General features: G+C 61.1%; 10 protein-coding genes. 8 read left to right on the top strand and 2 right to left on the bottom strand.

Features of this window, described 5'->3' with window-relative positions; all coding sequences use genetic code 11:
* Positions 1-124 precede the first annotated feature (124 nt).
* The 4 genes from ACRQEC_RS01760 (at position 125) to ACRQEC_RS01745 (ending at position 4596) form a co-directional block, all read left to right on the top strand.
* Positions 125-961: a hypothetical protein gene (locus ACRQEC_RS01760; RefSeq protein ID WP_087070810.1), complete on the top strand. Its 837-nt coding sequence runs from the start codon at positions 125-127 to the stop codon at positions 959-961.
* Positions 962-1119: 158 nt separating this feature from the next.
* Positions 1120-2283, top strand: a complete 1164-nt coding sequence (locus ACRQEC_RS01755) for a hypothetical protein (protein WP_087070809.1) — start codon at positions 1120-1122, stop codon at positions 2281-2283.
* Positions 2284-2366: 83 nt separating this feature from the next.
* Positions 2367-3215, top strand: coding sequence for a hypothetical protein (locus ACRQEC_RS01750; protein WP_087070808.1), 849 nt, complete (start codon positions 2367-2369; stop codon positions 3213-3215).
* Positions 3216-3354: 139 nt separating this feature from the next.
* The gene (locus tag ACRQEC_RS01745; protein ID WP_087070807.1) at positions 3355-4596 is read left to right on the top strand and encodes a hypothetical protein; all 1242 of its coding nucleotides are present in this window, start codon (positions 3355-3357) and stop codon (positions 4594-4596) included.
* Positions 4597-4709: 113 nt separating this feature from the next.
* Here ACRQEC_RS01745 and ACRQEC_RS01740 read toward each other — a convergent pair whose 3' ends face one another.
* Both ACRQEC_RS01740 and ACRQEC_RS01735 read right to left on the bottom strand, forming a co-directional pair.
* Positions 4710-5147 carry a hypothetical protein gene (locus tag ACRQEC_RS01740; RefSeq protein WP_087070806.1) on the bottom strand — a complete coding sequence of 146 codons (438 nt, stop codon included), beginning with the start codon at positions 5145-5147 and terminating at the stop codon, positions 4710-4712.
* A gap of 275 nt (positions 5148-5422) precedes the next feature.
* Positions 5423-6544, bottom strand: coding sequence for a DUF3866 family protein (locus tag ACRQEC_RS01735; protein WP_284889494.1), 1122 nt, complete (start codon positions 6542-6544; stop codon positions 5423-5425).
* A 36-nt stretch (positions 6545-6580) separates the two neighbouring features.
* Here ACRQEC_RS01735 and ACRQEC_RS01730 point away from each other — a divergent pair, with 36 nt between their 5' ends.
* Genes ACRQEC_RS01730 through lnt form a run of 4 tightly spaced genes read left to right on the top strand, consistent with a single transcriptional unit; the run spans position 6581 to position 13084 of the window.
* Complete coding sequence (locus ACRQEC_RS01730; protein ID WP_087070804.1) at positions 6581-7633, top strand: helix-turn-helix transcriptional regulator; 1053 nt, start codon at positions 6581-6583, stop codon at positions 7631-7633.
* A complete protein-coding gene (locus ACRQEC_RS01725) occupies positions 7630-8886 on the top strand; it encodes a WYL domain-containing protein (protein WP_284889031.1) in 1257 nt (418 codons plus the stop codon). The genes ACRQEC_RS01730 and ACRQEC_RS01725 overlap by 4 nt, the downstream gene beginning before the upstream one ends.
* Complete coding sequence (locus tag ACRQEC_RS01720) at positions 8883-11480, top strand: DEAD/DEAH box helicase (protein WP_087070802.1); 2598 nt, start codon at positions 8883-8885, stop codon at positions 11478-11480. Before ACRQEC_RS01725 ends, ACRQEC_RS01720 begins: the two co-directional genes overlap by 4 nt.
* The gene (gene lnt, locus ACRQEC_RS01715; RefSeq protein ID WP_087070801.1) at positions 11477-13084 is read left to right on the top strand and encodes an apolipoprotein N-acyltransferase; all 1608 of its coding nucleotides are present in this window, start codon (positions 11477-11479) and stop codon (positions 13082-13084) included. Before ACRQEC_RS01720 ends, lnt begins: the two co-directional genes overlap by 4 nt.
* The last annotated feature ends 1 nt before the right edge of the window (position 13085 follow it).

Here is a 13085-nt window from a genome sequence, read left to right as displayed (position 1 = left end):
AGCTCCCTGGCCGCGTAACCAGCCGAGTTTGCTGAACCAGGTTGGTGTCAGCCGCCTATACCCGGCCACGCTTCGCTATTCTGGTAGCTAAAGCACGGTGCATAAATATAGAGGAAAATCGAAGATGTCTCGGAAGAAGATTGCGGTGATTATTGCCGGCGTTATGGCAGTAGTTTTGCTTGGGGCTGGCCTGTGGGCGGTTGTTGCCCATAACAACCGCGCAAAGGCTCTCGAAGAAGCAACGGACGCTTACACCAAGGCCGGTACCGCCCTGGAAAAGGTGGTTTCTACCGTGGATACCACTGGCTGCACCGAGAATGGCGGTACGGACGAAACCTGTAAGGCCCTGGAAAAGGCTATCGCGGATGCCAAGGCCGGGCTTGCCGAAAAGCCGGGTAAGAACTCGGATAAGGTGAAGGAAGCTACCGCCAAGCGTGAAAAGCTTGCGGGGGAACTCACCGAGCTTTCCAAGAAGGTGACTACCGAGCAGGCTAATGCTGTAGCAGCTTACCTGGATAAGGAATGCCCACTGCACCTGGATGTCGAATGTGACAGCCTGCGCAAGGGGGACTTGAAGCTGCCTGAGGCTAAGCTCAAGACCGAGGCTATCAAGGCACGGGTAGCCGCGCCGGCCCCGGTTGGGGATAGTGGGGCCGCGCCGGCCCAGGCTGATAACGGGGGCGCTGGCGCGGCGGCCCCGGCCACCAGTGGTTCCTCCTATAACGGTGGCAGTGGAAACGCTGATTCTGAGTATTCCGAGCCTGCACATGAGGCAGCACCTGCACCTGCGCCGGTAGAGGAAGCTGAGGCTCCTGCACCTGCGGCACCGGAGCGGACGATTGTTGGAGGATACTGGGAGTGCACGGCTCCCGGTGGAACATCTGATGCAGATTGCTACCTTATTGTCCAGTATTCCGACGGTACGACCGAAAAGACTAACCACTACCGCCCCAACGACTAAGGCGAAATCTTTTTCCTTACGTCTCTGCGCAGCCAAGAAGCGCCCCATTCGTATGAGTGGGGCGCTCCCTCATGAATCCGCAACGTTTGCGCACACTACATATGTGGAGTTACCCATCCGGGTGCTTGACACGACGATGAGGAAGGGATTTATTCGCCATGAGGCATAAGTTCTCTCAGCTAGGGCGCATGTTCGGCGTTTTCCTAGCAGTACTCACCTTGGGACTCGGAAGCCTGTTTGTTTCCGGTGCCGCCAGGGCTGACGGAGGTATCCCCATCAAGGGCGACGACGTTTTCTTTGATGGGGCTGGTGTTGATTTCAGGGCACCCAGTGGCTGGCGCTACCGCCTGGCCGCGCTTAAGGCACCACAAGGCGGGGACCCGAATATCCCGGCTTGGTGTATCGATCTTAACGAGATGGCACCTGGCCCCGATAAGGTAGTCCAGGTCTCCCACCTGGTCGAGACCAGGGATATTGGGCAAGATGATGAGCTTAGCTTGACTACCGCTCAGCTTGCCTGGATTATCGACCAGAACCAGATGACTAGGGACCATAATGTTTTGGCCGCTGTCGCTTATTTGGTGCATGTGAATCTGGAGTCTGGGCCTGACGCTGCTAGTAACGTGGCTCAGCTTATCCGTGACGTGAGTTCTGGTATCCCGGTTATCGACCGCCATGCCCGCAACATGGCCAATCTTGCTCGTAAGTCCGGGGTGCACTCCTACGAATCCGCTCAGGGACACGGCGAGGGCCAGATGGAGGCAATCATCGACAATATTGGTCTTCGCAACGAGGATGGCAGCTGGATTGCTGGACGTAACCTCACGGTAACGCTTTCCGGTCCCGCTATTTTCAAGGAGACCGGCACTCAGGAATGGTCGGGTGTTAGCCAGTCTGGCCCGATCTCCCTTGGGTGGAAGTCCACTGGCAACGGCGAGGTGACTGTAAGCACCAAGTACGAGATGCCGCGCGATGAGATTATCGCGATGCTGGTTCCCGGCAGCCAGACAACTACCCAGGTTCCCTCGTACCAGGACCCCAAGTTCTATATCGCTCCCGGTAACACGTGGCGTGTTCTTTTCGATTTCCAACCGACCGGCGTTTCCCAGGTAGATACCCGCCCAGTGAATCTGGATGGGAAGATTTCCGATACCCTCACGACTTCTGTTGATAAGTCGTATGGTGATGGGAAGTGGTTGGATCAGACTCCGGTGGTGTATACGGCGCGTGCCTATTATGTTGGCCGTAACGCTCCCGCGACCACGGATACCGTGCCTCAAGGGGCGGAGCTTCTTGGCGAGGTAGATACGCGTTCGCGGTAGTTGTGTAAGAACACGTGAAAAAGTGTTGGGTGGTTATGCTATAGCCAAAAGTCCGTTGAATGGGCATAGAGGAAAGATCGAAGATGTCTGGGAAAAGGGTCACGGCTATCATCGCTGCCGTAGTTATTGTGGCACTCTTGGCGGGTGGACTATGGGCGGTAGTTGCTCATAACAACCGTGCTAAGACCCTCGAAGAAGTAACTTCCGCCTACGCCAGGGCCGGTGCTGCCCTGGAAAAGGTGGTTGGTGACGTGGATACCGCTGGCTGTATTGAGGATGGTGGAAGCAAGGAGACCTGCGCAGCTCTGGAAAAGGCTATTGCAGATGCTAAGGCGGGACTGGGTGAAAAACCAAGCAAAAACGCCGATAAGGTGAAAGAAGACATCAAGGCTCGCGAAAAACTTACCGAGAGCCTTCAGGCTCTCAGTATAACACTTGCCATCCAGCAAGCGAAAGCCGCCCAGGCTTACCTGGATAAAGAGTGCCCACTTTACCTAGATCCCGAGTGCGAGAGCCTGCGTAAGGGTGACTTGAAGCTGCCCGAAATCAAGGTCAAGACCGAGGCTATCAAGGCACGGGTAGCGGGCGCTGCCCAGGCCGCTCCGGCCCCGGTTGGGGATAGTGGGGCTGCGCCGGCGCAGGCTGATAACGGGGGTGCTGGCGTGCCGGCTCCGGCTACTGGTGGTTCCTCCTATAGCGGTGGCAGTGGGGATTCTGATTATTCCTATAGCTCGGGGTCTAATTACTCCGAGCCTGCATATGAGGCACCGGCTGCGCCTGCGCCGGTCTATGAAGCACCGGAACTGGCGGCGCCGGCTCCCGCTTCTGAGTCGGATAACGGTGGATGGGTTGAGACTTGGGAACCCAACGGAACCAATGACTGCTGGCGAGGAGACACCAGCGGTAATACCTGGGCCGTTCCTTGCCCGTAACCCCTTATCGCCACACCTACATGCCCGCCCCGCACCCCTATATGCGAGGCGGGTAATCTTTTGCGCGTTCCCCCGCACACTATACGAGTGGAGCACTCGTCCGAGTGTTTGTCGCAAGTTATAGGAAGGTGTGGGGTAGATGTATCGATCCCATTCTGGGCGCAAGAAGCGCGTTTTCCGGGTCCTTACGGTGCTTTTCGTGGTACTGACTTTGGGGCTTGGTTCTTTCTTTGTTTCCGGGTTGGCTCGTGCTGACTGGGATTCTAGCGTGGGTAAAGGTATCGAGATCCAGGGTGTTGCTACCTCTGGTGTTTTGCGCCTTGGGCCTCATTATCCCGAAACCGCGAGTATTGGTGGGGTTGCGGTTGAGGATTATCCGGTTTGGTGTATTCAGGCCAAGCTTGGTGATCCGGGGCCGAACGAGATGACGAGTATTTCTACTCTTACGGAGTCGCGTCAGCTGGGGCCTTCTGAGTTGAATTTGACGACGCCGCAGTTGGCTTGGTTGCTCAATAAGTATCAGAATGAGACGCGGGATAATACGAATCTTGCGGCTTTGGCTTATTTGTTGCATATCAATTTTGAGCAGGAGTATCGCCGTCCTGGTACTGCTCAGGCGACGGTGAATGAGCTTATTGCTGCTGTGCGAGACCAGGCACCGGGTATTGAGACTCGTGCTTTGCAGTATGCCGATGAGGCCCGCAATAGCGCGGCTGTTGGTTACGAGAGTGGCACTGTTGAGGGTGATGGCCAACGTAAGGGCGTCATCAATGGGATCGGCGTGCACCCGGAGGATCGGGACACTTGGATTCCTGGGGTACAAATGAATCTCACCCTTAGCGGTCCTGCCATTTTTGACGCAACGGGAACCAATGTATGGAGTGGTGAGTCCCAGTCCGGTCCGATTTCCTTGAGTTGGAGTTCCACGGGAACAGGAAAAGTCACCTTTGATCACGAGGTAATCAATCCACCTCGTCGCACCCTTACGAAGTTTGGTGCGGATGGTTCTATCCAGGACATGCTTTCTTACGGTAATCGCCCGGCATCTGACCCAGAAACCATTACCCAGCCTGGCCCGACGTGGAGGGTTATCTTCGATTTCCAACCGACCGGCGTTTCCCAGGTAGATACCCGGCCGGTGAACCTTGATGGGAAAATTTCCGATACCCTCACGACTTCTGTTGATAAGTCGTATGGTGATGGGAAGTGGTTGGATCAGACTCCGGTGGTGTATACGGCGCGTGCCTATTATGTTGGGCGTAACGCACCTGCTACCACGGATACCGTGCCTCAAGGGGCGGAGCTTCTTGGCGAGGTAGACGTGCGGGCGACCGGCGAAGGCCAGAAGCTCCGGGCCGAGTTCACTACCCCCCAGATCTAACTTGCGGTTGACAACGCATTATTTTAAGGAAAACTAGCGCTTAGGCAGTTGTCGTTAGGCAATTGACAAAAGAGAGGGCTGCGAAATTCCACCCTCTCTTTTGTCGCCTTGGTTTAATGTGTAGTGCGCGTTGCGTATACCAACCCGCAGCCACCCGTAAGAGACTGTGCTAGCGGCTTACCCGACTCTGCGACAAATTGCCCGAGATCAGCTTCATCAAGAAGATCCAACTCAAACCATGTCGGCATATCGTCCGGCTCCCACTCTTGTGGCTGCGTATATCGCGGGTCAGAGCCCGCAGTCCACCCCGAGGGCGTATTATCGGGCTTTTTGCCAAGGTTGTGAACCATTCCAATGAGACAAGCTGTCTTGCTGTGATTGACAAACACGGCGTACTTGATTTTGTCCCAGTTTTCTTTATCTGGAGCTTGAGAATCAATAGTGATGAGCGTTCGGCCATGATTCGCTTCTGCGTTGCGGATGTGCGCTTTGATAACGTCTTCGGCGCTCAAGTCGTCAAGTTTTGCCAGTACGTATCCGACTGTGTCCATGTCTTTCTCCGGTCTAGTGTCCTGCGTCTCAACAATCGTATATGACGTACCGATTCTCAGACGTGTTCAATACCACAATGTCCACTCCCGCGATCCGTAGGGTGTTCTTAGCTATCTTCTCAAGTGTCAAGAGGAACTCAGGTGCCATACCCCAAGCACGGCTATTCTTCGCTATTCGATACCAGGCTTATCGTCGGATCGACCAGTAAGCAGGCTGGTTGTACAGTCCAGTGAATCCAGCGGGAAATTTCACGGTGGTATTTAGGGTATGAGAATCAGAAGGCACCTGCCCGCGCCCGCGTCACCAGCTCCCCAGCCGCGTAGCCGGCCGCGCCGGCCGCTAAGAAGTTCAGGGGATCTTCGGTGAGCGAGCGCCCCATCGTGGACAGCCGTACCGGGAAGTCCGCGAGGGCGCGCGCCACCGCATCCGCCTCCACGTCTACCCGCTCCAGGTGCGGGGCCTGGAAAAGTTCCCCCAGCTGCCCGGCCAGCCGCGCGCCTACCTCGGCGGGTACCGCGCGGGAGAGCGCATCCTCACCCAGCACCGGCACCGGGCAGCTCACCCGGCAGCGCGCCACCCGCCTCAAAGCAGTCACGCTGTGATGGGAAAGCCCCAGGTGGCGCTCCCGCCGATCCGCACTCGACATACGTAAGGCAGCAATCGGGATTCCCCCCAGGGTATCAGCGGCATTGAGATGTTCACCGACGCGCGTGCCAGAAAAACCCCACCGGGTATCCGTGCCTAAATTCCCCGGACCTTGCGCCATCACAGCCACATCCGCCCGCCACACCAGGCGCGCCGCCAGCAAGGCAGTGTAGATCGTGACAGCTTCGAGCTTCCCCCCGAAAGCCTGCCCGCACGAAATCGTGCCCAGGATAAGGCCAAGCTCCTCCAATTGCGCAGCGGTGCGGGAGAACCACGCGGGCAGAGCTCCGCCGTCGTCCATCACATACGCAATACGCGCCCCCGGCACGCGCGCACGCACCCCGGCAACAATGGCGGGAAGCGCCGAATGCAAATCCGCAGCCACCACCGGCATCCCGGCAATGGTATCGGCCTCGCGCAGCAGCTCGTGGTACGGGGAATTCTGTTCATCAACCCCCAGGGTGAGGTACTGGAGCGGCGTGTAGCGGGCCTTGACGATATGGCCGGGCGTGGGGGAGTCAGCGGGGAGCCGCTCCGGAATCGCGCACACAAAGAAATACCCGCCGGTGCCCAGCCCGCGCGCGGCGGCACTCGCCTGGAGCAGCACGGTATCACCGGCGGCCGGTTCGCCCACCAGATCGGGATAGGCAAGTGCCCGAGCGCGACTGCCGTCCTCAAGCTCGACCTCGGCTTCGCGCGCCCCGCGCCATGTTTTCCCCAGGGAAATAATTTTCCCTCTGCGCCACATCATCACGGCTTTAACTCTACCGTCGGCTAGGCTGGGTACGTGAAGCAGAAAGAGACACGCCGGCACCGCGAACGCCAGCTCGCGCTCCTCCACACGATTCGCCGCGGCAGTTTCCTCACCGCGGCGGAACTCATGGAGCGCATCCCGGCCTACGCCGAAGCGGGAATCGATCTGCGCACCTTCCAACGCGATATTGACGCGCTGCGGGAAGCAGGATATCCCATTATTTTCGACGACCGGTGGCGTTATTCATACGATTCTGCGGCGCCGGTGCTCGCGCGGGTCACCGGCATCGGGGCCGGGGTGCTCCACGCCCTGCGCTCCAGTGTCGAGGCGGGTGATCCCCAAGGCGAGTCGGCGCGCCTGGGGGTGGCGAAACTTCTTGCGGGCGCACCTCCGGAAAGCGGCGACGCCGCAGTCCCCACCCACCTGCGCGTCCGGATTCCGGGCGGCGCGGCAGCACGGGTGGTTGCGCGTGCCTTGCAGTACCGGCGCCGCGTCAGCTTCGATTACCGCCGGGGTGCTGACCTGGTCAAACATTATGAAGTGGAGCCGTGGAATTTCGCCGAACACTACGGCATGTTCTATGTTTCCGGGCTGGCACGCTCGCGGGAGAGCGGCGGTAAGGATTTCGGCCCCTGGGCCGAGCGAACTTTCCGCCTCAGCCGCGTGATTTCCGGGACCCTCAGCGTGGGTGAGCGCTGCGAATTCCCACGCGGGGAGGTCAGCGGGGAGCATTTCGACGTCGATATTATTCTGCATATTCGCGACGGCGCCGCGGCCGCCCTTGCCGCCCGCGGGGAGAAACTCAGCCGTGGGGATGCTCCGGCTGCAGTGGATGATTCGGCTCTCGCGGATGTGCCAGCTCTAGCAGATACGCCAGCTCCCGCACACGCACCGGCCCCCGCGGGCTGGACGGCCTACCGATTCTCCACCGTGGGCCTTAATCGTATTTTCGAATATCTGGCTTTTTACGGGGTCGATGTGCGCCTGGCTGCACCCAGCGAACTGCGTGAAGAATGGGAGCGCCGGGTGGACAACCTCATTAACCTGGGCGAATCCGCCGGACCGGAGGCGGGAGGAGCGCGATGAGTACCGATATCGTCACCACCCTCGGCATGCTGATCTACCTGCATGAACGCCCCCAGGGCGCCACTTTGGCCGAGCTCACCGCTCATTTCCAGTTCCCCTCCTGGAAGCGCACCCTCGACTACCTTTGGGATGCCAATCTGGCCGAAACCGCTGATTTTGATGTCCCCTTCGAATTGGAGCTGCCCGAACGCGGTGCTTGTGCGGGGAGTACGGCGCAGGCCGATAGCGCGGCAGATGCCTGCGCCCCGGAGCTGCCGGAAAACATGGCGGAGGCGAATACTGTGGCCGGGCCGGAGAGTCGCGTCTACCTGCGCTCCATGACCGACGACCCGGTTATTCCCTTCACTTTGGATGATGCGATGGTGGTGGCCGCGCTGCTCGATGCCGCCCGGGATGTCACCGCCCCCGGGCCGGCCGCCGCGACCCTCACTGCCACCCGCGCCGCGCTGGGGGAGGCGGTGCGCGAAGCCGGATATGACGGCGCGCTCTGGCCGCCCACCCGCCCGGCCGCCGACGCGGCCACCATGGAAGCTGTGCACGCCGCACTTGAGAGCGGTCTCTACCTTGATTTCAGCTACGAACGCGCGCTCAGCGATCCGCGTCCGCACGCGCGGGCCGGGCACGAACGCGTTATTCCCCTCGTCATTCTGGCCGGTGACGCCCCGCTACTGCGCGCCCTCACCGACCAGGGCCTGCGCCATTTCCGCCTGGATCGCATCACCGCGGCCCGCCCCGGCACGAAACTCAGCAGATCGAAACGCGCGGCCGCTCGCCGGGCGCTCGCCGAGGTGGAGAAAAACGAGAAAGCACAGCGTGCCCGCGGGGAGAATACCTGGGAGCCGAGCGGCACGGACGTGCGGATCACCGTCACCGGGGCCTCACGCTGGGTGGCTGAAACGCTGCCCGGCGCACGGCTGCGCGAAGCGAACGAGGAGCTCAGCACCGCGAACGCGCTCAGCGCCGCGAAGACGCGCGGCGATGCGAATGAAGAGCATGGCACCACGAATGAGTGCGGCCCCGCGAATGCGCGCGCTGGCGAGGAGCTGCTCACTATTGAGGTCCGGGCCCGCTCCCTTCCCTGGCTCGTCTCACTCCTCGTGCAAATTGACGACGTGATCGCCCTAGAACCACCGGAAGTTGCGCGCGCGGTGGCGGATTATTGCGCGCGTTTGCGCGCGAACGAGGGCGACGACGCCGCTATGCTAGCCAGCCGCGAAAATACACCGGAAAGTACACCGGAGGGGGAGCGATGACGGATCTGCTACTCGAGGACTATCGGGAAAGCTACGCTAGCCGCGGGATCCACCTCGATGATTTCCAGCTGGAGGCCTGCGCGGCTCTGGGGCGCGGCCATGATGTGCTGGTATGCGCACCTACCGGTTCGGGGAAAACAGTGGTGGCCCACTACGCGGTGTATCTTGCGCTAGCGTCGTCGAAAAAATGTATCTATACCGCACCGATAAAAGCGCTCTCCAACCAAAAATACGCCGAACTGGCGCGCGAGATCGGCGAGGAACAGGTGGGGCTGCTCACCGGGGACCAGAGTATTAATCGCGAGGCGCAGATTCTGGTGGTGACCACCGAAGTGCTGCGCAATATGCTGCTGCACGAATCCCCGGATATCCTTGACGTGGGGTACGCGGTCCTGGACGAAGTGCATTTTTTGGCGGATCCTGATCGCGGGCCGGTATGGGAAGAAACGATTTTGTCGCTTCCCGATCATGTGCGTTTGGCGGCGCTTTCCGCCACGGTGGCCAATACTGAGGAACTCGCGGCGTGGATGCGCTCCGTGCGCGGGCCAACAGACGTCGTCGTATCAACGAAACGGCCCGTTCCCCTCGCGCAATACGTGAATGTGGGGCGCAAACTCTTCCCGCTCTACCGCGCGAATACCCTCGAGCCCGATCCGGCCCTCGTCAATGCGCTGGATCGGCGCAGCGCGGAACGCAAGAAACGGGTCTCGGATCGCGAGCGCCGTGCCATTATCGACAAGCTCGGCGAACGGGGCATGCTACCGGCTATCGAATTTATTTTTTCCCGCAAAGGCTGCGATAAAGCGGTTGAGGCTCTGCTGCGCCATAACGAGGTCCTCACAACCCAGGTCCAGCGCGCGGAAATTAAACAAGAAATCGCGGCGCTGCGCGAAACGCTCACGGAATCGGATCGGCGGGCCGTGCATTTTGAGCGGGCAGCCGCGGCGTTGGAGCGCGGCTACGGGGCCCACCACGCCGGGGTTTTCCCCGCGATCAAAGAGCTAACCGAGCGCCTCATGGAACGCGGGCTCCTCAGCATTGTTTACGCCACTGGCACCCTGGCCCTCGGCATCGATATGCCGGTGCGCACCGTGGTGCTGGAGGAGCTTCAGCGCTGGGACGGGCACGGTTTTGTGGACCTGAGCGCCACCGAATACACCCAGCTCATCGGGAGGGCCGGGCGGCGCGGGCGCGATACCGTGGGCTACGGGGTGGTCCTGGCTGATGCGGAAACCGATCCGGAACATCTGGCCGATCTGGCTTCGGGGCGGGTGGAGCCCCTCATCTCTGCTTTCCAGCCCTCCTATAACACCGTGACGAATCTGCTGGCTCGCATGAGTTATGCGGCGGCGCGCGATCTGATGGGCCGCTCCTTCGCGCAATTCCAACGCAATGCGGAACTGGGCGGCCTGGTGGCGCGGCGCGCCCGGATTGAACGCCGGGTGGAGACCGAAGAAACCCGCTTGAGTTGCTCGCGCGGTGATCTGCTTGACTACCTGCGCCTGCGCGGGAATGCTGGGCGGGCCGCGAAAGCCGAACGTAAGGCCGCGAAACGGCGCTATCGGGAGCGCATCGCGAAGAGCTTCGCGGCTGTGCGCCAGGGCTATGTGTACGCCTACGCGATTGGCACCGATCTCGTTTACGCCCTGGTGCTTTCTGCCTCACCGGAGCGCGTGCGCGTGATCGATTGGTTCGGCGATCTGGCCTGGCTGTATGAAGATTCCCTTGCCTCGGAAATGCGGGAAATTGGCCCGGTCACGGTGCCTTTCGGGATGTCCACCAAAAAGCCGGCGGTGCGCGAGCAGATCGCCGAAGATATCCTCGACCTGGTGGGTGGGCGTGCCGATCTGGGAATCGACCGGGACCTGCTGGCATCCTGGGCGCGTTTCGCGACCCCGCGCGATCCCAAAGTCGCCGCGCATCCGGTGGCATCCTGCCCGCATCTGTACGCTCACCTCGATGAGGCCCAAACGTGGATCTCGCTGCACCACCGCATTGAAGAACTCGATCAGCGCATCGCGGCCTTCACCGATTCGGCCGGGCGGGAATTTGATGCCACGGCTGCCGTCCTACGCGAAGTGGGGGTGCTCCAAGGCGATAACGACGTGATCCGCATGGGCCCGGGCGCCGCGCAATTACGCGAGCTACATACCGAAGCTGATCTGCTCATGTACCAGTGTTTGGCGCAACTACCCGAGGGCAGCCTGGATGCACCGGCCCTAGCCGGATGGGTCTCCATGTTTTTGGTCGATGATCGGCTAGGCAGCGCGCTGCCGCACGATGCCCGACTTATTGATACCGCCCGCGTGGCGCGCGCGGAAGTCCAGTACCTGCAATCCCTGGAGCTTCAATACGGGATTACCCGCACCCCGGATCTCAGCGCGGGCTGCGCGGACGTGTTCGCGGCCTGGGCCGGGGGAGTGGGCCTGGAAGCCTGCCTGGAATCAGCCCATATGACCGCCGGGGATTTCATTTCCGCCGCGCGCCGTATTATCGACGTCCTCGGGCAGGTCACGGTAGCAACCGAAGGAACCTGGCTGAGCGATATCGCACGCCAAGCCCGTGACCTCATGCGGCGATCGGAGCTCATGTGAGCGGTGTTCTCTTGCGGCTGTGCGGCGCAATGCTGGCCGGCCTCGGGCTCTTCGCCGCTTTCCCGCCCCTGAGCTACGGGATCCTCGCACCGGTGAGTATCGCGGTCCTTCTTCTCGTTGCGGCGCACTGCCGCCCCAGCGCCGGCTTCGGATACGGGCTCCTTTCCGGATGTATATTTTTCTCCCTGCATTTTTCCTGGGCCGGGGAAGCCTCCGGGGATCTCATTCCCCAACTCGCTCTCGCTTTTTCGCAAGCACTGTTTACCGGGCTGGTGGTAGCCACCTGGAGCGCTATGTGCCGGGCCCGCTGGACCCGCTGCCCGCTCCTCTTCCTCCCCGCGGCAGCCCTGGTGTGGGCAGGCGCGGAACTGGCCCGCTCCCTGTGGCCCTTCGGTGGTATCGCCTGGGGAACTCTTGCCTTTTCCCAGGTAGATAGCCCGCTGGTGCGGCTGGCGCCCTGGGGTTCCACCATGCTGGTTTCCGCCGCGGTGGTCATCTGCGGAGCCGCCCTCAGCCTGGCCCTTATGCGAGTGCGCAGCGGGCGGCTCTTCGCGGGTGCGAGTCTGGCCCTCAGCGCCGCACTGATCTTCGCCCTACCCTGGGCCCTTCCGCTTCCCGCCACCGCGCCCACCGGCTCCCTGCGCATCGGCTACGCGCAGGGGAGCGTCCCGCGGGCGGGCACCCTCCCGGAGGGCCGGGATCAAGCCCTGACCGTCACCGAGAACCTCAGCACCGCCACCCGCGCGATTAACCCGGAGGATGTGGACCTGGTGGTATGGCCAGAATCCGCCTCTGACCACGATATTCGCGAACATCCGCGCGCCCGGGCTCTGGTGAGTGAAACCTCCACTTACCTGGGCGTCCCGCTGCTCCTGGGCACCCAAGCCTATGAGCGCGATGCCACCGGGCAGGCAGTGAGCCGCACCAATGACCTTGTTGTCTACCTGCCCACCGAGACCGGGGGAGAGGTAAGCGCTGTTTACAGCAAACAGCACCCGGTTCCCTTCGGGGAATATATGCCCTACCGGGATTTCTTCCGGAAGTTCAGCTCCGCCGTTGATTTGGTCTCCGTTGATATGCGGGCCGGCACCACACCGGCGGTTCTCGATATTCCGGTGGGGGAGCGCGCCCCGGCGGAGAGCCGCACCGGTGGCGAAACCGGCGCCACGGGCGCGCAGAACGCCACCGTCCGCCTGGCCACCCCGATTTGTTTCGAAGTGGCACTGGGCGATGTGGGATCCGAGGCAATCCGCCAGGGCGCCCAACTCTATGTGGTGGCCACTAATAATGCGTCATTCGGTGATAGCGCCGAATCCGCCCAGCAATTCGATATGGTCCGTTTCCGGGCAGTCGAATACCAGCGCATTGCGCTCCAGGTTTCCACCGTGGGAATTTCCGGCGTCGTCGAAACAAATGGTGCGGTACGTGAACGCACCGAACCGTGGACGCAAGCAGCGCATACCACCACCGTCGCCCTGCACGAAGGTCTCACCCCGGCGGCGCGTTTCTACCCGTACTACCGGGAAGGACTTCTGGCTGCGGCTGGCGCGGCTGGCGGTATAGCATGGGTGTGGTACGCAAGGCTGCGCTGGAAGAAAGGTTAGT

Source organism: Actinotignum saccati, from assembly GCF_051265055.1.
Taxonomy (GTDB): domain Bacteria; phylum Actinomycetota; class Actinomycetes; order Actinomycetales; family Actinomycetaceae; genus Actinotignum.
This window is presented reverse-complemented; position numbering and strand designations above follow the sequence as displayed.